Below are 22703 nucleotides of genomic sequence, written 5' to 3'. Positions count from 1 at the left end.
ACGCCGCGGCGCCTGCTCCGGTGGGGGCTCGAGTGCTCGAGCGGGGGCGGGGCGGTCCGGGTGCGGACCTTCGGGGCACTGCTGCGTGCGCGCACGGGGTCACCTGTTCGTCGTCGGGCAGGTTGGGCGGTTGGCGTGGCGTGCGCGTCGGTGCGCACCCCCGAGTGTGCGCCAGGTCGCAACGCGATTGCAAGCGTTGCAAGAAGTTGCAGCCGCGCGGCGATGCGCTCGACGTGGCCAGGCGCGAGAAAGGCCCACCGTCACGGCGCGAGGTGCGCCGATGGGGTGGGCCCTGCTCGACGGGACCTGTCGGTCCCGCGGGTGGATCGCTAGCTCATCATCGCCGTGTTGACGATCGCGCCCAGGATGAGCCCGACGACGGTCGCCGCGATCGACACGATCAGCGCCACCTGCGCCAGCTTCTCCTTGCGGCGCAGCGCGAGCGCGGAGAAGACGATGGCGACACCGCCGAAGACGGGCGGGAGGAACAGGAGCGCGATCGCGGCGAGCGGGAACGCGGTCCACACGCGCCACGACGTCGGCACCGGGCCGCCGCCGGCGGCGGCGTACGGGCCGGGCTGACCCTGCGGGGCGCCGTAGGGGTTCTGCTGCGCCTGGGCGTAGGGCGCGGGCGGGGCGGCAGGCACGCCGTCGGACGGAGCGCCGTAGGTCGGGGCCGAGGGCGCGTCCGAGGGGGCGCCGTACGAGCCGGGCGCACCGGGGGCGTCGAACCCGCCGGGCTGATGCTGGCCGTACTGGCCGGGCGCCGGCGGCACGTCGGGCGTCTGCGGCTGGTCCTGGTTCGGCTGCTGCCACTGCGGCTGGTTGGGGTCGGTCACGATCGTTCCTCCTGGGTGGCAGGGTGTCTGCCGTCAACGGGCGAGGTCGTCGCTGCGCCCATCGTTCAGCGCAGAAACGTTCAGCACCGATCTTCCCAGCGTCGGGGCCGCGGCGGGGCAACTGTCTCGGCGCGCCGCCGGTCCCGCCCGCCCCGCCCGAGTCCCGCACCCCCGCGATCGCGCCCCGCCCAACGTCGTCCCGTTCGGCCTTCCGGCCCGGGCTGCCTGCCCCCTCCCCCGCCGAGGAAGGACCAACGGCCGTGAGGAAGGAGCGGGGAGGTCCTTCCTCGCGACCGTTGCTCCTTCCTCGGCGCGGCGGGCCGGCGCTCCGGTGGGCGCGGTGGGCCGGCGCTCCGGTGGGCGCGGCGGGCGTCGGAGGGGCCGACGGCGTCGACTGCGGGCGACGGTCGGCGCGAGCCGACCAGCACCGGGCCCGGGTACGACGACGGCGGGCGCCCCCGAGGGGACGCCCGCCGTCGCGGGTGCTACCGGTGCAGCGAGGTGTAGCTCGGGCTCAGAAGCCCATGCCACCCATCTCGTCGCCGCCGCCGGCCGGCATCGGCGCGGCCTTCTCCGGCTTGTCGGCCACGACGGCCTCGGTGGTCAGGAACAGACCAGCGATGGACGCGGCGTTCTGCAGCGCGGAGCGGGTGACCTTGACCGGGTCGTTGACACCGGCCGAGAGCAGGTCGACGTACTCGCCAGTCGCGGCGTTGAGGCCGTGGCCCGCGGGGAGGTTGCGGACCTTCTCGGTCACGACGCCACCCTCGAGGCCCGCGTTCTCGGCGATCTGCTTGAGCGGAGCGTCGACGGCGACCTTGACGATGTTGGCGCCGGTGGCCTCGTCACCCTCGAGCGAGAGCGTCTCGAACGCGACCTTGCCGGCCTGGATGAGCGCGACGCCACCACCGGCGACGATGCCCTCCTCGACGGCGGCCTTCGCGTTGCGGACGGCGTCCTCGATGCGGTGCTTGCGCTCCTTGAGCTCGACCTCGGTGGCCGCGCCCGCCTTGATGATGGCGACGCCACCGGCGAGCTTGGCGAGGCGCTCCTGGAGCTTCTCGCGGTCGTAGTCGGAGTCGCTGTTCTCGATCTCGGCGCGGATCTGGTTGACGCGGCCCTCGATGAGGTCGGCCTCGCCGGCACCCTCGACGATCGTGGTCTCGTCCTTGGTGATGACGACCTTGCGCGCCTGGCCGAGCACCGACAAGTCGGCGTTCTCCAGCGTGAGACCGACGGTCTCGGAGATGACCTGACCGCCCGTGAGGATGGCCATGTCCTGCAGCATCGCCTTGCGGCGGTCACCGAAACCGGGCGCCTTGACGGCGACGGAGCGGAAGATGTTGCGGATCTTGTTCACGACGAGCGTCGCGAGCGCCTCGGAGTCGACGTCCTCGGCGATGATGACCAGCGGCTTGCCGGACTGGATGACCTTCTCCAGCAGCGGCAGCAGGTCCTTGACCGTGGAGATCTTGGACTCGACGAGCAGGACGTACGCGTCCTCCAGGACGGCCTCCTGGCGCTCCTGGTCGGTGACGAAGTACGCCGACAGGTAGCCCTTGTCGAAGCGCATGCCCTCGGTGAGCTCGAGCTCGAGACCGAGCGCGTTGGACTCCTCGACGGTGATGACGCCTTCCTTGCCGACCTTGTCGATCGCCTCGGCGATGAGCTCGCCGATCGCCGGGTCGTTGGCGGAGATGGCGGCGGTGGCGGCGATCTCCTCCTTCGTCTCGATCTCCTTGGCCTGCGTGCGCAGGGCCTCGGTGACGGCGTCGACGGCCTTGTCGATGCCCCGCTTGAGGGCGATCGGGTTGGCGCCGGCGGCGACGTTGCGCAGACCCTCGCGCACGAGCGCCTGGGCGAGCACGGTGGCGGTGGTGGTGCCGTCACCCGCGACGTCGTCGGTCTTCTTGGCGACCTCCTTGACGAGCTCGGCGCCGATCTTCTCCATCGGCTCCTCGAGCTCGATCTCCTTGGCGATCGAGACGCCGTCGTTGGTGATCGTGGGGGCGCCCCACTTCTTCTCCAGGACGACGTTGCGGCCCTTCGGGCCGAGGGTCACGCGGACGGCGTCGGCGAGGCGGTTGAGGCCCCGCTCCATGCCGCGGCGGGCTTCCTCATCAAAGGCAATGATCTTGGCCATGGTGGCGTGCGATCCTCCGTGTCGACTGTGGTTGCCGGGCGACGCCCGCGACGGACGACGACGCGTGCGCGGTCTCGTCCCGCACCCCGCGGCGCCTCATCGGAACCGGCAGTTTTGTCACTCTCGATGCGAGAGTGCTAACGCCATTATTGGCACTCTGCCCTGCCGAGTGCAAGCGCCACCGGGCGCCGCGGTCACCTCGTCCGCCGACGGCGGACCCCGGCCCTCCCCTGCTCACCGGCGGCCGCCGGTAGGTTGTCCGCGTGAACGCAGCGACCCCACCTCCGGCCGGGGCGGAGGCGAGCCACGACGCGCGCGAGGTCGACGGCGCGACTCCCCCGCCCGCCGTCGTGCGCCTGCGCCGCCGCTCGATCGCCTGGCGGCTGACCGCCACCGCGCTCGCCCTGGGCGTGCTCGTGGCCGGCCAGGTGAACGACACCGACGACTACTTCCCGCTCGGGTCGCTCTCGCAGTACGGCGCGCCGAAGGACCTCAACGGCTCGGTGCGCTCGGTCTACCTCGAGGGGCTGCTGCCGGGCGAGACCGAGCCGGTGGGGATCGGGCTCAGCCACGCGAGCACCGGCGTCGCGCGCGGCGAGATCGAGGGGCAGCTCGGCCGCTTCGTCGACGACCCCTCCCTCCTGCAGTCCCTCGCCGACGCCTACGCGCAGCTGCGACCCGAGCGCGCCCAGCCCGAGGTGCTCTACCTGCGCCGCTCCGTGACGCAGCTGGAGGACGGGCGCGCCGTCGGCGAACCGGAGATCCTCACGCTCGCGGAGTGGGAGGTGCAGCGATGAGCGCGACGACGACGCCCGCCCCCGGCGACCCCGCCACCCACGTGCACCCCGTGCATCGGGCGCTGCGCGCCGGCACCGCCTGGTTCCTCGCCCCCGTGCCGCTCGCGCGCGTGGCGGCGTTCCGCGTGCTGATCTACGCGTTCGTGGTGCTCGACGTGCTGTGGATCCGCACCAGCGTGATCCCCCACGGGTACGTGCCGGAGCTCTACCGCCCGACGTGGGTGGCGCGCGCCGTCCACCTCCCGCCCCTGACGCCGCTGCAGGGCGAAATCCTCCTGTGGGCGCTGCTCGCGGCGTGCGCGGCGGGCGTCGTCGCGGTCGTGACCGGCCGGCTGCAGCGCACCACCGGAACCCTGGTGGCGCTCGGGTTCTGGGTCTGGATGCTCAACTCGCAGGGGTACGGCTACATCAGCCACGACCACCTCGCGCTCATGGTCGCCGTCACCGTGCTCCCGACGGCGGGGCTCACCCGCCTGCGCGACCACACGCCCTCGCAGGCGGCCGGGTGGGCGATGCGCGTGATCCAGATCGGCGTGGTCGCGACCTACTTCGGCTCGGCCGTCCTGAAGTGGATGCGTGCGGGCAGCCCCGCCGGCTGGGCGAACAGCGCCGTGTTCGTGTGGGCGATCATGCGCCGCGGCTCGCCGCTCGTGCGGTGGACGCTGGAGTACCCGTGGCTGCTGATCGTGGCGCAGTGGGGGCTGTACCTGATCGAGCTGCTCTCCCCCGTGGTGCTGTGGCTGCGCGGGAGGTGGCTCTACGTCGCCGTCTCGACGTTCCTGCTGTTCCACCTCGCGACGTTCCTCGCGCTCGGCATCCACTTCCTGCCGACGGTGGTGTGCTGGGCGGCGTTCCTCCCGCTGGAGCGGCTGCCGTTCCTGCGGACGCGCGCCGCGCGCTGAGCACCACCCTCAGGGCGCGAGCGACGGCACCGACCGCCCGAACCGCGAGCGCAGCAGCCGCCGCGCGGCGAACCAGCCCGACATCCCGTGCACCCCGGGCCCGGGGGGCGTGGAGGCCGAGCAGATCGCGACCCCGGGGATGCCGACGTCGTAGGGGTCCCAGCTCAGCCGCGGCCGCGCCACCATCCGGTACAGCGAGATCGCCCCGGCCGCGATGTCGCCGCCCACGTAGTTGGCGTTGTGCTCGCTCATCCGCGAGGCCGGCACCGACCGCGAGGCCACGACGACGTCGCGGAACCCCGGCGCGAAGCGCTCGATCTGCGCCGTGACCGCCTCGGTCGGGTCGACGTCGGAGCCCGCGGGCACGTGCGCGTACGCCCACAGCGGCCGCCGCCCGCCGACCTCCCGGCCGGGGTCCGCGACGCTCGGGTCGCTGAGCAGCACCATCGGCCGCTCCGCGTGCCGGCCGCGGGAGATCTCGCGCTCCGCCAGGGCCATCTCGGCGCGCGTGCCACCCACGTGCACCGTGCCCGCGAGCCCCACGCCCTCGGCCGCCCACGGCACCGGACCGCTCAGCACGTAGTCGACCTTCGCGGCGGCGTCGCCGTACCCGAACCGCGTCAGCCCGCGCCGCACCGACGGCCGCAGCCGCTCGCCCCAGATCCGCGCCACGCCCCGCGCCGAGGTGTCCATCAGGTAGGCCCGCGCCCGGGGCAGCTGCCGGTAGCTCACCACCGGCACCCCCGTGCGCACCTCGCCGCCGTGCGCCACCAGGTCCGCCACCAGCGCATCGGTGATCGCCTGCGTCCCCCCGACCGGCACCGGCCAGCCGCCCGCGTGCGCGAGCGAGCCCAGCAGCAGCGCCGTCCCCGCCGGCGCCAGCCCGGGCAGCGGCGCGATCCCGTGCGCCGCGACGCCGGTCAGCAGCGCCGGCGCGACCTCGCCGGAGAACCGCGCACCCCACGCCCGCGTGCCCTGGTCCAGCAGCCCGGCCGCGAAACCGATCGCGGCCCGCACGCCCGAGACCGAGAGCAGCTCGGGCGGCAGCGAGCGCTTGTCCCCCATCGCGAGCGCGACGACGGCGTCCGGGTCCGCCACGAGCGGCGCCATCAGCGAGCGCCAGGCCGCGCCGTCGCGCCCCAGACCCTCGACCGTGCGCTCGAGGTCGTGCCACGCGAGGCCCGCGCGCCCGCCGTCGAGCGGCTGGGCGTAGGAGACCTCCGGCACGCGCAGGTCGACGCCGCGGCCGGCGAGGTCGAACGCGCGGAGGAACGGGCTCGCGAGCGCCATCGGGTGGACGGCGGAGCACACGTCGTGCACCACGCCGTCGGCCAGTCCGAGGTCGTGCGTGCGCGCGCCACCGCCGATCGTCGGCTGCCCCTCGAGCACGCGAACCGCCAGCCCGGCGCGCGCCATCGTGACCGCGGCCGCCAGGCCGTTCGGACCGGATCCCACCACGACGACGTCGACCACGTCCCTGCTCATCCCTCCACCCTAGGCGCGGGGCACCCGCGCGGACCGGGACCATCGGGCCGGACGCCCGGCCGGACCCGTCGGGCCGCACGCCTCTGGCAGGATGACCCGATGCCGGGGGTGCGCAGCGTTCGTCGTCGCGCCGCCGCCCGCGCCCCGCTCCCCCGCAGCCATCACCGCACGGCGCCCGTCGTCGGGATCACGCTCGTGGCGGGCCTCGTCCTCGGGTCGGCCCTGCCCGTCGACGGCGACCCGCCCCCGCGCATCCCACTCGCGAGCGAGGGCGCCGCCCACTCCTGGGCGCTCGGCGAGACCGCAGGGAACGCCGGGAACGCGGTGACCACCGGCGGGAGCACGGACGCCGCCGTGGTCGGCCGCGACGTCGCCGTCCCCACCGGCACCTCCCCCACCTTCCTCCCGGGCACCCGCGTGATCGACCCCGGGGCCGGCGCCGACCCGCGCGTGGTGGCCGCCGCGCACGAGGAGGCGCAGCGCCAGCGGGCCTGGGTCGCGGCGGGCCGCATCCCGGGGACTGCCACCGCCACGGCCGCCGCCGCCACGACCACCACCGCCGCCGCCGCCGACACCCCGCACGCCGCCCTCGCGCGCGCCGCGATGCTCGACCTCTACGTCGCCACCCACACGCCCGACGGCGCCGTCCACCCGCCGCTCGCCGCCCCCACCGGCGCGTGGCGGTACGTCTGGCCCCGGGACGCGGCGTTCGTCGCCGTCGCGCTCGCCCGCACCGGCCACGCCGGGGACGCCGTCCAGGTGCTCGAGTTCTTCGGCGACGTCCCCGTCACCCCCACCGGCTACCACGCCCGCTACCGCCCCGACGGCTCCCCGGTCGGGGACGGCCGGTCGGCGCAGCTCGACGGCGCCGGCTGGCTCCTGTGGGCGAGCGGCGAGGTGGTCGCGAGCCTGGACGACGGCGACGACGACGGCGACGGCGACGGCGAGGACGGCCTCACGACGCAGGACGCGCTGACGCGGCTGGCCGACGTCGTCGGCACGAGCGGTGACCTGCTGCTCGCGGCGACCGACCGCCCCGGTCACCTCCCGCCGCCCTCGAGCGACTACTGGGAGCTGCGCGAGACCCGTCTGACGCTCGGCACGGCGACCCCGGTCCTGGCCGGGCTCGCGGCGCTCGGCGACCTGCGCGAGTTCGCGGGGCACGACGGCGACGCCACCGCCGCGCGCGAGCGGCACGCCCGGGTGCGCACCGCCGTCGTGGACGCGTTCGGACCGCGGTGGCCGCGCGAGGTGGGCGGCCGCGAGCGGGACGCGGCGCTCGCATTCGCGCTGCCGCCGTTCCAGGACGAGGCGCTCCCGGGTGCCGAGGCGGCGTGGCGCCTCATCGCGCGCGGTATGGCCCGGCCCGCCGGCGGCCTCGCCCCCGGCGAGGGCTGGCGCGAACCCGGGCACTCCTGGACGCCGCAGACCACGCTCGACGCCCTCGCGGCCGCGGCGACGGGCGACCCACCCCGCGCCGAGCAGCGCCTCGACTGGCTCGCCCGGCACACCACCGCGACCGGGTCGATACCCGAGAAGGTCACGCCCGACGGCGCCGCGGCCCAGGTGGCGCCGCTGGTGTGGTCGAGCGCGCTCGTGGTGCTCACGCTCGACGAGCTCGCGCGTGCGCAGGAGCTCGACGGCGCGCGGCCCGCTCCCGCCGTCGCTCCGCCCGCTCCTGACGCGGCGGACGCCCCGCGATGACGACGTAGGTGACCGAGGCGACGACCACGCCCGTGCCGATCAGCGCCCACCAGGGGAAGCCCGGTCCGGCGGCGCGCTCGCCCGCGGCGTCGAGATCGGCCTGCGGGGTCGGGATCACGCGTTCGCCGGTCACGAGGATGCGGTGGCTGTTGATCCCGAGCGGGGTGCAGGTGACCAGGGTCATGAGGTCCTGACCCGGGCGGATGAACAGGCTCTCGGTGTCCTCCGGCTCGACGACCAGCGTCTCGATCACGCGGTAGGTGAGCACCTCACCGAACACCTCCACGGAGAACGTGTCGTCCACGTCCACGCGGTCCAGCCGCGAGAAGAGCTCGGAGGTCGCCAGGCCGCGGTGCCCGGTGACGACGGCGTGGGTCGACTCGCCGCCGACCGGCAGCGCGGTGCCCTCGAGGTGGCCGATCCCGCGTTCGAGGACGTCCTCGCTCGTGCCGTGGTAGATCGGGAGGTCGGCGTTGATCGCCGGGATCTTGATGCGCGCCATCAGACCCTCGGAGTCGCCGGTCAGGAGCGAGCGGTAGCGCTCGCCGCCGTCGTCGGACTCGGCGATCGGGAGCCGCTCGTTGGCCGCGACCGACGCGCCACCGCTGAGGCCGCGGTTGTACTCGCGCGCGTCCGCGAGGCGCTGCTGCAACGTTGCGGCACCGAGGTCGGTGACGCCCTGCGAGAGGCGGTCGATCTCGTGCGTGTGCGCCACCGCGCTGAACCACGCGGCGGCGCTGGGGTACAGCAGGAGTGCCCCGCCGGCGATGCTCAGCACCGCGACGATCGCCGGGAGGACCGGGAGTCGGCGACGACGACGGCGGGAGGCGGACTCCGCCGTCGTCCCCCTCCCGCAGCACTCCCCCAGCACCTCCGGGGACGCGCGAGGGCGGGGCGCCGGTGCGGCGCCCCGCCCTCGCTGTCACGGCTCTACGCTACGCGGCCGCGGGCGCGGTGACGCCCGCGTGGGAGCGGACGTAGCGGCGGCGCGCGGCGACGATCGCGACGCCGAGGCCCGAGGTCACCAGACCGGCGCCGGCGAGCGTGAACCAGAGACCGCCGTCGCTACCCGTGAGGGGCAGGGCGAAGGAGGGCACCTGGACGTGCGCGAACTCGACGTAGTTCTGCACCGGCGGCGTGGTCGAGGTCGGACCGGCGACGACCTGCGTCTGGACCTGGCTCGGCTGCGGGAGCTGGAACCCGGACGGCGGCGTGATCTCGCGGACGTAGTAGTTGCCCGGCGTGATGATCGGGATGGCCACGAGGCCGTTCGGACCCGTCGTCCAGTTCGAGACCCCGTTGATGAGGATCGGGTTCTGGCCGAGGTTGGCGTCGTTCTGGTTCAGGAAGACCTGGTAGACGGCGCCCGCGAGCGGGTTGCGCGTGGCCGCGCCGGGCTCGCCCTGGTAGGCGAAGACGGTCAGCTGGCCGATCGGGGTGCTGCCGGTGATCGTCTCGGTGCTGCCGTTGATGGTCGCCGTGGCGGTGTTCGTGATGACGCCGCTGGACGGGATCGCCACCGCGCGGCTGAGGACGGTGAGCGTCACGTCGCCGCCCTGCAGCCCGTTCAACCGGGTCAGTCCGGCCGGCGTGAACGTCAGCGTGAGGGCGCGGGTGTCCGCGTTGTAGACGAGCGTGTAGTCCGTGCCGGAGGCGAAGCTCTGCGCGACGCCGGCGGAGTTGGTGACCTGCACGCTCGTGGGCGCGACGCCGGCGGGGCCGGTCGCGAGGTACTCGAGCTCGACCGGGAGGTTGTCCGTCAGGACGACCTGGGAGAGCGTGTCACCGGCGGCGAGCGTCGGGATGTCGGAGTTGATCGCCCACCGGATGAGGTCGGGGTTGCGCGCCTCGACCGAGTTGGCCGGCGCGGGCACGCGCGTCTTCGTCAGGGCGGTGACGGCGTTCTTGGGGTAGACGTGCACGTCGTAGACCCACTGGTTCGCCGGGGCGCCGCTCGGACCCGTCGGGAACGGCAGAGTCACGAGGAACGGCGCGGACGGGTTGGTCGCGCCCGCCGGCAGCACGGTCTCCGTCACGAGGTACAGGCCGAGCGGCATCGTGCCGGCCGTCCCGCTGAAGGTCGCGATGCCGTTGGCGTCGGTCGTGGCGGTGAAGGTGTTCGCCGTCGTGACGCGCGGGGCGGCGGTCGCGGGCGTGAGCGCCGCGACCTGGTCCCACCCGGCGGGGGTCGTCAGGTCGACGCCCTCGACGAGACCGGCCGTGAAGGTCGCGCCGGGCAGCGGCGTGCCCGGCACGCTGACCTGCTGGCCCGTGCCGACGACCTGACCGTTGTTCGGGCCGAGCGCGAGCTTGTGGATCGTCAGGGTGCGCGCGATCTCGGTGTTGATGTTGCCGGGCAGGGTGACGGCCTGGGCCGGGGCGACGGTGGCGAGCGCCGCCGTCGCACCGAGGGCCGTCAGGCCGACGGCGGCAGCGATCCGCCTGAGCAAGCGGTGGGACATGGAGTTTCTCCTGGTGGGGGTGAGGGCCGTCGGGACGAGGGCGGGAGGGAGGTCGGGGTGTGGAGCGGGGATGAGCACCGGTCGTGCTCGACGGGGGTCGCGGGTGGAGCGTGGTGAGGCGCGCGGGGGCCGGGGCGTCATCCTGAGGCGCCTCGCCCTCGCCGACGCCCGTGCCACCAGGACAGGGCGAGTGCCGCGAGCAGCACCGCTCCTCCCGCGATGGCGAAGGTGTCGGCACCCGTGCCGCCCGTGAGCGGCAGCCTGGTCGGGTTCACCGGTGCGTTGACGAACCGGTAGATCGCGCTCTGACCCGCCGCCGGTGCCGTGATCGTCCGTGACGTCACCGGGGTCCAGGTCGAGCCGTCGAGACGCTCGAGGCGCAGCTCGCGGTAGGCGAGGGGTCGCGTGGTGTCCGTGACCGCCTGCGAGAGCGTGTAGCTGTGGCCCGGGCGCACCTCGAAGGCGTTGGCCGGGTTGCCCGTGGCGGTGTACTCCGCACCGGCGCGGATCTCGGTCGGCAGGGTCCCGCCCGTCAGCGCCGCCGGCGTCGCGGTCACGCGCCAGTCCGCGGGGCGGAACCCGTCGCGCGGCTGCAGCACCTGGTTCAGGAGCGTCACCGACGCCGTCGCGTTCGAGACCGTGCAGGTCACGGCAGGTCCCCCGATCGGGACGACGTCGCCGGCCGCCGAGACCTCGACCACCCCGCCGGTGGCGGTGCGGCACTGCCACGCCCCCGTCTGGAGGTAGGTGAGCGGGCCGCCGGACTCCGCGAGGCGGTAGGTGGCGCCGGGCGTGACGTTGACGTTCGTGACCGCCGCGGTGCCCGAGCGCCCCGCGGGCCCGGCCAGGGCGCCGCTCGGGCCCGTGGCGCTCAGCAGCCACTGCGTCGGTGCCGCCGACCCGAAGGTCACCTGCTTCACGAGCGTGAGCGAGACCGTCGGTGAGTTGACGAAGGTGCACGCGACGGCGGCGGCCGGGGCGACGTTGGCCACCTGGGCGCTGACGAGCGTGGCGGTCTGCGTGAAGGTCGTCGCGACGGCCCTGCCGTCGACCGTGCACGCACCGCTGACGAAGGAGAATCCCGGCTGCGGCGTCTCGGAGACCGTGAGGGTGGCGCGCGCGTTCGTGGCCCCGAACAGCACGCTCCACGCCGCCTGGCCCGAGGCGTTCGTCTGCTGCCGCGGCGCCTCGCTCGGCAGGACGGTCGCGGTCCCGGTCGTGGCCACCGCCGTCGTCCCCAGGCTCCAGTCGACGCCGGGGCGCTCGGCGCCGGACGTCTCGCGGATGGTCTTGGTCAGCGTGACCGTCGCGGCGGGCCGGGGCGAGTTGAAGAACGTGCAGGTCACGTTCGCGCTGAGTCGGTTGGGGACGACGACCGACCCGCTCGCCCCCGTCCCGTTGGCGAGGCGCACGCCGTCGGACCAGCACTCCCACACGGTCGTGTAGGTGCCGATCGCCGAGGCCGAGCCGGAGGCCATGGCCTCGCTGATCGCGATGGTGCTGCCGCTGACCGCGGGCAGGGGTCCGATCTGCGCAGCCTGGCGACCGGTGGTGGCGCCGGTGGTGGTCGCCGTCGCGAACGGGACGGCGGGCGTGCCGGTCGCGGCCGTGAGCGTGAACTGGTCGGCGGCGGCGATGCGACCGACCACGTTCTTCTGCACGGTGACGGTCGACGGCGAGGCGCACCCGCCGAGGTCGGTCGAGGCGACCGGGACGCGCGGCGTCCCCGGCACGCGCGCCCACGTGGTGGCGTCGAACTCGTAGGCGCTGTCGGCGTTGCCGAGGTAGATGGTGCCGCGCGGGCTGAACGCCACGCCGTTGAGGTTCGCGAACGCCGCGTCGGTGTTCGTCAGCGCGCGCGTGGTGGAGGACCCGACGGCGAGCGTGCCGCCCGACGCCGACGCGAGGGTCTCGGCGGTGACCGTGTAGATGGTCGCGCTGTTGACGCTGCTGACCACGGCCGCGCCGATGACGTAGAGGTTGCCGCGGCTGTCGAAGGCCATGTCACCGTTGCCGTTCGGCGTGGTGCCGGTGGAGAAGGACCCGACGAACTGGAACCGCGTGGCGGCCGGGTTCGACTCGGTGAAGCTCCAGATGTAGAACTGCCCGCCGACGAACGTGCCGAACAGGTACCGGCCGGTGGTGGGGTCGACCGCGCCGGCCACGAGGCTGCCCGCGATCTGTGTCGTGCCCGCCGTCGGGGTGTAGGCGGTGTTCGGCAGGCGCTCGAAGCCACCGCTCGGCGTCCACTTGAGGATGGCGAGCACCGACGTCGCCGCGGCCGACCTGTCCAGGGCGTAGGCGAGCGAACCGTTCGCGCCGACACCGAGGCCGTTCGTCGCCGTCGTGCCCGTCCACGACCCGACCGTGGTCACGCCACCGGTGACGATGTCCGCCTGCTGCAGGGCGCCGGCGTTCGTGACCGAGTAGAACCGGTTGGCGTCGCAGAACAGCGCGGCCTGCTGGACCGTGTTGGTGAAGGTGCAGACCACCTCGGCGCCCGGCTCGTCCGGGATCGTGAGGCTGCCCGACGCCGACGCGCCCGAGGCGATGACCGTGCCCGCCCGGACGCACTCGTAGCTGGGGGCGTAGGTGAGGCCGGCGCCCGCCGTCGGCGCCTCGTGGATCGTGTAGGTCGCGCCGGGTTCGACGAGGGCGCGGTCGACGCGCGCCGCCTGCACGCCCGTCGCGGTACCGGTGGTGGTCGCCGAGGCCAGCACCGTCGTGCCCTGGCGCAGCGACAGCACGAACTGGTCGCCCGCGGCCTGGCGCGCCGGGAGGTTCTTCAGGATCGTGACCGTGGTGGGCGGGGCGACCTCGAGCGAGGCGTCGGAGGCCACGACGAGGCCCGACGGCGTGACCGCGCCGCTCGCGACCGTGCCCGGCTGCGCCGCCACGATGTCGACCGTGACCGTGCACGACTGGCCGTTCACCACCAGGTCGCCCCCGACGACCCCGATCGAGCCGGAGCCGGCCGCGGCGGTCACGGCGTAGGCGACCCCGGTCGCGTTCGTGCACGTCCCGCCGACGGCGGGGGTCGCGGCCACGCGCAGACCGGCCGGCAGCGCGGCGGTGAAGCCCCAGTCGGTCTTGGCCAGCAGGTCGGAGGTGTTCGTGATCGTGTAGGTGAGCGTCGTGGGCACCCCCGCCACGGCCGTGGGGCCGGCGAAGGCGACGTCGAGCGCGGGCGTCACGTCGAGCACGCGGATGTTGTCGACGGCGACCGCGCCGCCCGCGGTCGTCGTGGTGTTCGTGAGGTTGAAGCGCGTCGCCGCGATCTGGTCCGGGTTCAGCGCCACGGCGCTCGTCCCCAGGTAGGTCTGGGCACGGACCGGGCCGACGAGCGCCGCGTCGCCCGACCCACCCGTCGCGGCCTGCGCCGGGGAGGTGTAGAAGACCGCGCCGGTGCTGGTGCAGGGGACGACCGGGGTCCCGTAGCCGTTGAGGACGATCGTGCTGCCGACGAAGAGCGCGAGCTGCAGCGAGGCGTTCGACGTCCCGCACCGGGCGCCGGCGGCCGCCATCTCGACGGTGTAGTACCGGCGGTCGGGCGCCTCGACACCGAGCGCGCCACCCGCCGTCGACTGCAGCATGATCGTCGTGTTCGTACCGGTCGGAACCGCGGTGTAGGGAGCCGCGACGAGCGCGTGGTTGGTGCGGGTGGCGGCGGTCGAGCCGTTGGCCGGCGTCGTCGCCGTGCTCGAACCCGCCACACCCGCCGCGACCTGGCCCAGCACGTCAGCCATGCGGCGCGTCTCGCGGGCACCCGCCGTGCTCGTGCCCTGGGAGGGGCAGAACTGGGCGTTGGGGTAGGCCGCGTTGCGGTCCAGCAGGACACCCGTGCAGTTCGTGCCGGTCACCCAGCCCGGTGAGGCGGCGTAGCGGCCGCCGGCGTAGCCGGTCAGGGAGCTGGCTCCGCTGGCGAGACCCTGCTCGAACGTCTCGACGTAGACCTCGCGGGGCGCCTCGGGGACTCCCGCGGCGAAGAGGCTGAACGATCCCTGACGTGCGGCAGCGGCCGGGCCGTCGCGTGCGGCCGCGTCCTGGCGCTCCTGCTCCGACGGGCCGTCGCCCTCCGGCATCGTGGGGGCCTCGCCCGGTGCGGGGGCCGGCTCCGGGGTCCCGCCCGAGTCCGCGTCGACGTCGGGGTCGTTGTCCGTCGGGTCCGGGGTGTCCGTGGGGTCGGTGTCGGTCGGGTCCGGGGTGTCCGTGGCGTCGGTCGGGTCCGGGCTGCCAGCCACCGGGGTGTCCGTCACCGGGGAGCCGGGGCCGCCCGGTGACGGGGTCGGAGCCGGCGTCGAGGTGGCTGGGGCTTCGGTGCCGGTGGGCGCGGCGTCGGCGTCAGACGCGGGCGTCGAAGCCGGAGGAGGGGTGGCGGTGGGCGTGGTCGGGGCCGCGACGGCGACACTGCCCGTGACCACCAGGCTCACCGTGACGGCGAGGGCCCGCATCGCTGCGACGGTGCGACGCCGAAGCCGCGTGGCACGCCGGGGGGCGGCGTGTCGCGGTCGGGCCGGACGAGGCGGCGTCATCTTCTGGCGTCTCCGAGTGCTGCGGACAGGAGATCCACAGCCAACCCTGCCCGCGGACTAGGGAAACCTTAACAGCGCTCGAACGTCCGTCAAGGGCAAGTTTGAAGTCCCTGGATGTGCTGTGCGCAACACCCAGATCAGATGGTTCCGACCGGCGCGGCGCCGCTGCCGGCGCCGGTCAGACGGTGCCCGTCAGACGGGGCCGGCGGGCTTGGCGTCGTGCGGGTCGGCGTCGGCCCGCGCGAGGCTCGGCATGATCTCGCGCAGCCGCTCGACCCACTCGGGCCGGTCCGCGCCGAAGCACCGCTCGACGACCTGCGCCATCGCGTAGGCGGCCGTCGAGGCACCCGGGGAGGCGCCGAGCAGACCTGCGACCGACCCGTCCGCCGACGTGATGACCTCGGTGCCGAACTGGAGCGCGCCGGTGCGCTTCGGGTCGGGCTTGATCATCTGCACGCGCTGCCCCGCGGTGATGAGGGTCCAGCCCGCGCGCTCCGCCCCCGGGAAGAACTTCTGCAGCGAGCGGAGCTTGGCGCTCGGCGTCGCCAGCAGCTCCGTGACGAGGTACTTCACGAGACCGAGGTTGTCGCGGGCGACGGCGAGCATCGGCAGGAGGTTCGCCGGGCGGATCGTGCGGAAGGCGTCCAGGGGCGAGCCGAACCGCAGGAACTTCACGCTGAAGCCGGCGAACGGGCCGAACATCAGCGCCGTGCGCCCGTCCACCACGCGGGTGTCGAGGTGCGGCACGGACATCGGGGGCGCGCCGCCGTCGGCCTTGCCGTAGACCTTGGCCCGGTGGCGGGCCACCAGCGCGGGGTCGAACGTGCGCAGGAACTGCCCGGAGATCGGGAAGCCGGCGAAGCCCCGGACCTCGGGGATCCGGGTGGACTGCAGCAGGCGCAGCGCACCGCCGCCGGCACCGACGAACACGAAGCGGGCGCGGGCCCGGCTGCGCTCGCCGAGCGGGTTCCAGCGGCTGTCACGCACCTTGAGGTCCCAGCCGCGCGAGCTGCGGCGCACGGCCGAGACCTCGACGCTGGTGTGGACGACGACGCCGCGCTGCTTCGCGGCCTCGAACATCGCGCGGGTGAGCGAGCCGAAGTCGACGTCGGTGCCCTCCGGCGACCGGGTCGCCGCGACGGGGTCGGCGCCGTCGCGACCCTCCATCAGCAGCGGCGCCCACTCCGCGATCACGGCCGGGTCGGTCGTGTACTCCATGTCGGCGAAGTTGGGGTGCGCGGTCAGTGCCGCGTGACGACGGCGCAGGTAGTCCACGTTCTCCGCACCGATGACGAGGTTCATGTGCGGCACGGGCGAGACGAAGGGGGTGTCGGCCGGGAGGAGCCCGGCGCCCGCGAGGAAGTCCCACAGCTCGCGCGAGGCCTTGAACTGCTCGTTGATCGCGATCGCCTTGGTGATGTCGATGCTGCCGTCGGGGCGCTCGGGGGTGTAGTTCAGCTCGCACAGCGCCGCGTGCCCGGTCCCCGCGTTGCGCCACGGGTCGGAGCTCTCCTGCGCCGGCTCGAGGAGCCGCTCGTAGACGTGGACGCTCGCGTCCGGGTCGAGCTCGGTCAGGAGGATCGCGAGCGTGGCGCTCATGATGCCGCCACCGATCAGGGCGTAGTCGACCGTGGCGTCACTGCGGGAAGGCATGGGTCCTACCGTACGTGCTGCGGGCCGTGCGACGCGAAGCGCCCGAGACGCACGAATCCGCGGGCCGACCGATCTACTCCTGGAAGTCGGGGCGCAGCACGACGGTGATCGTGGGCACGTCGGCGAGCTCCGTGATCGGCTCGATGCCGAGGAGTGCACCGAGGGCCTGCGCCTCGTCCAGCAGGTCCTCGTTGTTGTAGAAGATCGTGGAGACCTGCGGCTGCGGCGACGTGTAGTTGCCCGGGACCACGGTGGTCCAGCCGTCGCCCGAGACGACCTCGCCGACGCGCCCGGCCAGCCCCTGCACCGAGGCGCCGTTCAGCACGCGCACCTCGACGCCCTGGTCGATCGGCGGCGCCTCCGGCTCCGGGGGTGCGGTCTCCTCGGGGGCGCGCTCTCGCCGCCCTCGCCCTCGGTCCCCTCCTCGGGAGGAGCCGACTCGCCGTCGCCTCCCTCCTCGGGAGGTGCGCTCTCGCCGTCGTCCGCCCCGGGGGACGCCGCCGGTGGGGCCTCGGTGTCACCACCGGTCGCGAGCTGGACGAGGCCGAAGGCGACGGCGGGCGCGAGGACCACGACGGCGATCAGCGGCCCCCACACGCGCCACCAGGGGCGCGGTGCCCGGTGCACGGCCGCGGGCGCGCGCTGCGCGCCGAGGGCGTCGAACTCGTCCTCGGGGTAGTCGTAGTCGTCCTGAGCCACGGTGCGAGACTAACGGCCGCGTGCGCTCAGAGCGCGCCGTCGGCGAACCGACGTGCCTGGCGCGAGGCCTGACGGGTCTGGCGCATGCGGCGCAGGCGCTTGACGAGCATCGGGTCCGCGGCGAGCGCGTGCGGGGAGTCGATGAGGACGTTCAGCGTCTGGTAGTAGCGCGTGGCGGTCATGCCGAACAGCTCGGTGATCGCGGACTCCTTGGCGCCGCCGTGGCGCCACCAGCCCCGCTCGAACTCCAGGATGGCGGCCTCGCGCTCGGTCAGGCCCTCGACGTCGTGAGCGACTGCTGCTGCCACGGGGTCCTCCTGCGGGTTCGGGTCCGTCCGCCGGTGGGGCGCAGGACGGCACGAGCGGGTGCCCGCTCGTCGGAGCCGCCAGTCTAGACCGCGAACGACACGGGTGTCATTCGATCCGGCTCGGCGGTCGCGGGCCTGGGCGACGGCGCCCCCGCCTGCCAGGATCGGGGGATGCCGACCCGATCCCTCGCCGAGCTCGTGGCGCCCGACTGGGCGCGCGCGCTCACCGCCGTCGAACCCGACATCCACCGCCTGGGCGACTTCCTGCGCGAGGAGGTCGCCGCCGGCCGGCGCTACCTCCCCGCAGGCGAGCACGTGCTGCGCGCGTTCGAGCGGCCGATGGCCGACGTGCGAGTGCTGGTGGTCGGTCAGGACCCCTACCCCACGCCGGGTCACGCCGTCGGGCTCTCGTTCTCCGTGGCGCGCGACGTGCGGCCCGTGCCGCGCTCGCTGCAGAACGTCTACACCGAGCTCGAGTCCGACCTCGGCCTGCCGCGGCCGGAGCACGGCGACCTGAGCGCGTGGGCGGACGCGGGTGTGCTGCTGCTGAACCGGGTGCTCACGGTGCGCGCGGGCGAGGCCGGCTCGCACCGGCGGCGCGGCTGGGAGGCGGTGACGCAGGCGGCGATCGAGGCGCTGGTCGCGCGGGGTGGTCCGCTGGTGGCGGTGCTGTGGGGGCGGGACGCGCAGCAGCTGTCGCCGATGCTCGGGGAGGTGCCGGTGGTGGCGAGCGCGCACCCGTCGCCGCTGTCGGCGAGGAACGGCTTCTTCGGCTCGCGCCCGTTCAGCCGCGTGAACGAGCTGCTGACCCAGCAGGGGGCGGACCCGGTCGACTGGCGCCTCCCCACCTGACCGCGAGGGGTTTGTGGAGCACCGCGAGGTACTTGTGGGACGTCGCGAGGTACTTGCGGGGCGTCGCGAGGTACTTACAGCGCAGCAAGTACCTCGCCCGTCCCCACAAGTACCTCGCGAGTCCCCAGAAACCCCTCGCCCGTCCCACAAGTACCTCGCGAGTCCCCATAGACCCCTCGCGAACCGATGTGGGTGCACCATGAGGGGCATGGACCGACACGCACCCTGGTCGAGCTACCTCGCCCTCGGGGACTCCTTCACCGAGGGCCTGTGGGACGTCGTCGACGACGACGGCGCCCCCAGCCCCGACCTCTCCGCCTGGGCCACCGCCCACCCGCACGACCCCGGCGTCGCCCACCTGCGCCTGCGCGGGTGGGCCGACGTGCTCGCCGCGCACCTCGCCGACCGACGCCCCGACGGCGAGTCGCTCCACTACGCGAACCTGGCGATCCGCGGCCGCCTGCTGCCCGCCGTCGTGGCCGAGCAGGTGCCCATCGCCCTCGAGATGAAGCCCGACCTCGTGTCGCTCGTGGCGGGCGGCAACGACATCCTGCGCCCCGCCGTCGACATCGACGCGATCGCGCACACCCTCGAGGAGGCAGTCGTCGCACTGCGCGGGGCCGGCACCGACGTCCTGCTCGCCACCGGCGTGAACTCCCACGGAGCCGCGATCATCTCCTCGACCCGCTCGCGCGTCGGTGTCTTCAACTCCCACGTCTGGTCGATCGCGCGCCGACACGGCGCGCACGTCCTCGACGTCTGGGGCATGCGCTCGCTCGCGGACTGGCGCATGTGGAGCGCCGACCGCATCCACCTCGTCGCCGACGGGCACGCTCGCGTGGCGCAGGCCGCCCTCGTGGGACTCGGCCTCGAGCCCGACGACGCCGCGTGGGACGACCCCCTGACCCCGCTCGACCCGCTCCCCGCCCGCGAGCGCCTCGCCGCCGACGGCGCGTGGCTGCGCGAGCACGCCTACCCGTGGGCCACGCGCCGGCTCCGTCGCCGCTCCTCGGGCGACGCGCGCGTGCCGAAGCAGCCCGACCTCGAGCTCGTGACGCGCTCGACCTGACGAGCCCCGGCCGGCTCAGGTCAGGCGCACCCCCATGTGCACGACGGCGTTCGCCACCTCGTGCAGCGAGACGCGCCGCGCCCGCGCGAACCGGCGGATCGACCGGAACGCCTCCTCCACGCTGATCGCGTGCGCCTCGGCGAGCACGCCCTTGGCCTGCTCCAGCAGGACGCGGGTGTCGAGCGCCTGCTGCAGCTGCTCGGCCAGGAGGGTCTGCTTGGCGAGCGACGAGGCGTTGATGATGAACGCCGTCGCCATGTTCGCGAGGGCGAGCGCGGCACTCAGGTCCTGCTCGCTCCACGCGCGCGGCCGGCCGCAGTACAGGTTGAGCGCGCCGATGGGCTGGTCGTTCAGCCGCATCGGGACAGCCGCGACGGCGCGGATGCCCTGGTCGCGCGCGATCCGCAGGTAGGTCGGCCAGCGGTCCTCGGACGCGAGGTCGTCGATCGACTCGATCCTGCCGGTCCGGAACGCCTCGAGGCACGGGCCAGACTGGTCGAGCTCCTGCTGCTTCTCCAGCGGCACGATGAGGTGGGGAACCGCAGTCACGGCCTCGAGCCGGTCACCCCGGGCGAGGCTGACACCGCTGCCGAGGAGGTCGAGGAGCTCGGTCTGGCGTTCGGCCAGCTCCTCGAGGACCTCGTTGACGTCGTAGTCCGTCAGCAGCCGGGCGCTGAAGTCCGACGTCGTGCGGACGAAGTGCTCGAGAAACTTCACGCTGGTCTCACCCATCACACGTCATCGCCGCCCTCGTGGCGACTGTCCGGGCCACCGCGGGCGCCGGGATGGCACCAGGTTACGGCTCGTGCGCGGTCCTGCAACGCCACCGGCGACCCATTGCTGGACGCGGTCGAACACCCGTACCGACAGGTATAGGCTCCAGGACGGACGTCCACGGACGGCTGACCACCCCAGACCCCGGTGGCGATCGAAGAGTCACCCCAGAACCCGGTGACGCGCTTGTTCGCACGACCGGGAGGGTGACCATGACCCCGCGCACCACACGTCCGATCCACGACCTCGCCGTCGGCCCGCGCGCCGACGCCGCGAGTGCGACCCGAACCCCGGCGGGTGGGTCGTGCTGACCACGTCGCACGGCGACCTCGCCGACGCCGGGGGCGACCTCGGGCGCGCCGCCGACGCCGGTCCCGCCTCGCACGCGCTCCCGCCGCAGCGCTTCCAGCAGCTCCCGCCCACGGAGCTCGAGGAGATGCGCGAGGCGCACCACGCCGTCGGGCTCGAGCTGGGCACCCTGCTCGGGATGACGACCGACTGGGCGCGCACCCGGTGGGTCGCCGGGCCGGCGCGCGGCACGGTGCTGCCGCAGTTCTTCGTCCGCGTGCCGGGGGCGCGCCCCGACCGACGCACGGGCGAGCTGCTGACGCGCCGCCTGACGCGGCGCGGCTGGGGCGGCCGTCTCCTCGTGGACGCCGACCGCTTCCGCATCGACGCCCGGCGGCGGGGCCTCACCCTCGCGCTCGAGGCCTACGAGGCGCACGAGCACACGATCTCCCTCCGGGTCGACGGCGGGGTGCTGGCCATCGGCCCGACGCAGAAGCTCCACCTGCTGGCGGGTGCCTACGAGGACGACGACGGCTCCTGAGAGCCCGATCGACCCTGACGCGCTCGTGGGGAGGTTCCGCAGGCCGGAGCCTGCGGAACCTCCCCACGAGATCGCGATCGGGTCCGACGATCGCGTCGAGCCTCCTGTCGGATTCGAACCGACGACCTGCTGTTTACAAGACAGCTGCTCTGGCCAGCTGAGCTAAGGAGGCGGCCACCTCGGGACGCACCCGGGCCGCCGCCATTCTGCCAGAGACGCCGACGGGCCCCCGCGCTGCGCGGGGGCCCGTCGGCGTCCGGAGAAGTTCAGCGCGTCAGCGCCTCACTCCGAGACGCCCTCGCCCACGCCCTCCTCGGCGAGCCAGGTCGCGAGCGCGCCGGGCTGGTTGTAGGCGACCTCGTTGCCGCTGACGGTCTCGCCGTCGAGCTTGACGGTCGGGGTCCCTCGCACGCCCTCACGCTGGGCCTGACGCGTGGCGACGCCGACCCACTCGTTGTAGGTCCCGGCGGAGAAGGAGTCGGCGACCTCCTGCGGCACGCCCACGCCGACGGCGATCTCCGCCATCTGCGCGTCGCTGAGGCCCTCCGACCCCTCGCTCGGCTGGTTGTCGAAGACGCCCTCGACGAACGCGACGAAGTGCTCGGGCGACTCGCTCGCGACCGTCGCGGCGGCGTTCGCCGAGCGGGTCGAGAACTGCGTGCCGTTTGAGGCGCGGTCGAGGTTCGACATGAGGTGGTAGGTCACGTTGAGGTCACCGGCGGCGCGCAGCTCCTCGAGGTCGCCCTTGTTGGCTGCCTCGAAGTCGCCGCAGTAGGGGCACATGAAGTCGATGTAGACCTGGAGCACGGGCGCGCCCTCGGTGGTGGTCCCGGCGGCGCCCTCCGCCCCTGCGACGATGCCGCCCCGGTTGTCGGAGTTCGCGGGCGTCGTGCCCTCGAACGCGTCCAGGAGCGTGCGCTGGGACTGCTGGTAGATCACGAATCCGACGCCGATGACGAGCACGACGATCGCGCCGAGCACACCCAGGAGGATGTTGCGGCTGCGCTTCTCGCGCGCGTCCTGCTGCTTGCGGAGCTTCTCGGCCTGGGCGCGCGCGGCCTCGCGGCGCGCGTCCTTCGTCTGCTTGGCGGCCTGCTTGGGGGAGTTCTGGGTGGACACGGGTACTCCTCGCGTGTGGAGCTGGAAAAGGGGCTGGGGTGGGTCGCTCAGGCGGCGAGCGGCGGTGCCCGCAGCGCCACGACGGCGGTCCGCACCCCGCGTGCGAGCGGCGGGAACGCCGTCGCGAGCGTGACGCCGCGCAGGCACACGACGGCGGGCGCGCGTCCCGGGCGGCGCGCACCCGGGAGCACCCGCTCGAGCAGGCGCGCGACCACGCCGGCGGCGCGCACGGCGAGCGCCGCGACGCCCGCGAGGACACCGATCCCGGCCACGTGGGCCAGCAGGGTGGTGACCGCGACGGCGCCGACGACGGCGAGGAGGCCGTGCTCGTCGAGCGCCACACCGCTGGGGCACTCGGGCGCCGGGCGCAGGAGCATGAGGTGCGCCCCGCCGGCCGTCCCGAACATGCCGGGAACGGTCACGCACGCGCGGACCTGCAGCAGACCGGCCTGCGCGAGACCCCACAGCGGCAGCACGGAGGCGACGGCCGTAGCCGTCACGATCAGCGCGCGCCGAGGGGTCACGCGGGCGAGTCT

The 22703-nt window shown here is 74.1% G+C and carries 19 protein-coding genes and 1 tRNA gene; 6 read left to right on the top strand and 14 right to left on the bottom strand.

Annotated elements, in window-relative coordinates; all coding sequences use genetic code 11:
- Positions 1 to 329: 329 nt before the first annotated feature.
- Entirely contained in the window at positions 330 to 839 is a 510-nt protein-coding gene (locus tag QQK22_RS01715; protein ID WP_284248960.1) for a hypothetical protein, read from the bottom strand.
- A gap of 514 nt (positions 840 to 1353) precedes the next feature.
- The gene (gene groL / locus QQK22_RS01710) at positions 1354 to 2982 is read right to left on the bottom strand and encodes a chaperonin GroEL (RefSeq protein ID WP_284248956.1); all 1629 of its coding nucleotides are present in this window, start codon (positions 2980 to 2982) and stop codon (positions 1354 to 1356) included.
- Positions 2983 to 3245: 263 nt separating this feature from the next.
- Between groL and QQK22_RS01705 the strand changes: the two genes are divergently transcribed.
- Together QQK22_RS01705 and QQK22_RS01700 are read left to right on the top strand one after the other, a co-directional pair.
- Positions 3246 to 3779, top strand: coding sequence for a hypothetical protein (locus tag QQK22_RS01705; protein ID WP_284248955.1), 534 nt, complete (start codon positions 3246 to 3248; stop codon positions 3777 to 3779).
- Positions 3776 to 4681: an HTTM domain-containing protein gene (locus QQK22_RS01700; RefSeq protein WP_284248952.1), complete on the top strand. Its 906-nt coding sequence runs from the start codon at positions 3776 to 3778 to the stop codon at positions 4679 to 4681. Before QQK22_RS01705 ends, QQK22_RS01700 begins: the two co-directional genes overlap by 4 nt.
- Before the next feature lie 9 nt (positions 4682 to 4690).
- On the opposite strand, the gene QQK22_RS01695 is transcribed toward QQK22_RS01700, so the two are convergent.
- Positions 4691 to 6166: a phytoene desaturase family protein gene (locus QQK22_RS01695; protein WP_284248950.1), complete on the bottom strand. Its 1476-nt coding sequence runs from the start codon at positions 6164 to 6166 to the stop codon at positions 4691 to 4693.
- A 99-nt stretch (positions 6167 to 6265) separates the two neighbouring features.
- Here QQK22_RS01695 and QQK22_RS01690 point away from each other — a divergent pair, with 99 nt between their 5' ends.
- Positions 6266 to 7870 (top strand): glycoside hydrolase family 15 protein, encoded by a 1605-nt coding sequence (locus tag QQK22_RS01690; protein WP_284248948.1) that lies wholly within the window; start codon positions 6266 to 6268, stop codon positions 7868 to 7870.
- Here the strand turns inward: QQK22_RS01690 and QQK22_RS01685 are convergent.
- The 7 genes from QQK22_RS01685 to QQK22_RS01655 form a co-directional block, all read right to left on the bottom strand.
- A complete protein-coding gene (locus tag QQK22_RS01685; protein ID WP_284248946.1) occupies positions 7770 to 8648 on the bottom strand; it encodes a class C sortase in 879 nt (292 codons plus the stop codon). The two genes, QQK22_RS01690 and QQK22_RS01685, sit on opposite strands and share 101 nt — an antisense overlap.
- A 157-nt stretch (positions 8649 to 8805) precedes the next feature.
- Complete coding sequence (locus QQK22_RS01680) at positions 8806 to 10332, bottom strand: SpaH/EbpB family LPXTG-anchored major pilin (protein ID WP_284248944.1); 1527 nt, start codon at positions 10330 to 10332, stop codon at positions 8806 to 8808.
- A 137-nt stretch (positions 10333 to 10469) separates the two neighbouring features.
- On the bottom strand, positions 10470 to 14783 hold the full coding sequence (locus QQK22_RS01675) for a DUF7933 domain-containing protein (protein ID WP_284248941.1): 4314 nt from the start codon (positions 14781 to 14783) through the stop codon (positions 10470 to 10472).
- A gap of 273 nt (positions 14784 to 15056) precedes the next feature.
- Positions 15057 to 16517: a malate dehydrogenase (quinone) gene (gene mqo, locus QQK22_RS01670; protein WP_284248939.1), complete on the bottom strand. Its 1461-nt coding sequence runs from the start codon at positions 16515 to 16517 to the stop codon at positions 15057 to 15059.
- Between the two features lie 73 nt (positions 16518 to 16590).
- Positions 16591 to 16842, bottom strand: coding sequence for a LytR C-terminal domain-containing protein (locus QQK22_RS01665; protein ID WP_284248937.1), 252 nt, complete (start codon positions 16840 to 16842; stop codon positions 16591 to 16593).
- Complete coding sequence (locus tag QQK22_RS01660) at positions 16836 to 17216, bottom strand: hypothetical protein (protein WP_284248935.1); 381 nt, start codon at positions 17214 to 17216, stop codon at positions 16836 to 16838. The genes QQK22_RS01665 and QQK22_RS01660 overlap by 7 nt, the downstream gene beginning before the upstream one ends.
- A gap of 26 nt (positions 17217 to 17242) precedes the next feature.
- Positions 17243 to 17524, bottom strand: coding sequence for a DUF3263 domain-containing protein (locus tag QQK22_RS01655; RefSeq protein ID WP_284248933.1), 282 nt, complete (start codon positions 17522 to 17524; stop codon positions 17243 to 17245).
- Between the two features lie 171 nt (positions 17525 to 17695).
- Between QQK22_RS01655 and QQK22_RS01650 the strand changes: the two genes are divergently transcribed.
- Both QQK22_RS01650 and QQK22_RS01645 read left to right on the top strand, forming a co-directional pair.
- Positions 17696 to 18376, top strand: a complete 681-nt coding sequence (locus QQK22_RS01650; RefSeq protein WP_284248931.1) for a uracil-DNA glycosylase — start codon at positions 17696 to 17698, stop codon at positions 18374 to 18376.
- A 208-nt stretch (positions 18377 to 18584) separates the two neighbouring features.
- Positions 18585 to 19445: an SGNH/GDSL hydrolase family protein gene (locus QQK22_RS01645; protein ID WP_284248929.1), complete on the top strand. Its 861-nt coding sequence runs from the start codon at positions 18585 to 18587 to the stop codon at positions 19443 to 19445.
- Positions 19446 to 19460: 15 nt separating this feature from the next.
- Here the strand turns inward: QQK22_RS01645 and QQK22_RS01640 are convergent, their stop codons facing one another.
- Positions 19461 to 20177, bottom strand: coding sequence for an ANTAR domain-containing protein (locus QQK22_RS01640; RefSeq protein ID WP_284248926.1), 717 nt, complete (start codon positions 20175 to 20177; stop codon positions 19461 to 19463).
- A gap of 346 nt (positions 20178 to 20523) precedes the next feature.
- Between QQK22_RS01640 and QQK22_RS01635 the strand changes: the two genes are divergently transcribed.
- Positions 20524 to 21048 carry a hypothetical protein gene (locus QQK22_RS01635; RefSeq protein ID WP_284248924.1) on the top strand — a complete coding sequence of 175 codons (525 nt, stop codon included), beginning with the start codon at positions 20524 to 20526 and terminating at the stop codon, positions 21046 to 21048.
- A gap of 98 nt (positions 21049 to 21146) precedes the next feature.
- Here QQK22_RS01635 and QQK22_RS01630 read toward each other — a convergent pair.
- From QQK22_RS01630 to QQK22_RS01620, 3 genes are all read right to left on the bottom strand, one after another.
- Positions 21147 to 21220, bottom strand: a tRNA-Thr gene (locus QQK22_RS01630).
- A 110-nt stretch (positions 21221 to 21330) separates the two neighbouring features.
- Positions 21331 to 22167: a DsbA family protein gene (locus tag QQK22_RS01625; protein WP_284248922.1), complete on the bottom strand. Its 837-nt coding sequence runs from the start codon at positions 22165 to 22167 to the stop codon at positions 21331 to 21333.
- Between the two features lie 47 nt (positions 22168 to 22214).
- Positions 22215 to 22691, bottom strand: coding sequence for a hypothetical protein (locus tag QQK22_RS01620; RefSeq protein WP_284248920.1), 477 nt, complete (start codon positions 22689 to 22691; stop codon positions 22215 to 22217).
- Between the last annotated feature and the right edge of the window lie 12 nt (positions 22692 to 22703).

The organism is Litorihabitans aurantiacus, assembly GCF_030161595.1.
GTDB lineage: Bacteria > Actinomycetota > Actinomycetes > Actinomycetales > Beutenbergiaceae > Litorihabitans > Litorihabitans aurantiacus.
Note: the sequence above shows the minus strand (reverse complement) of the source record. Positions and strands in the feature narration are given on the sequence as shown.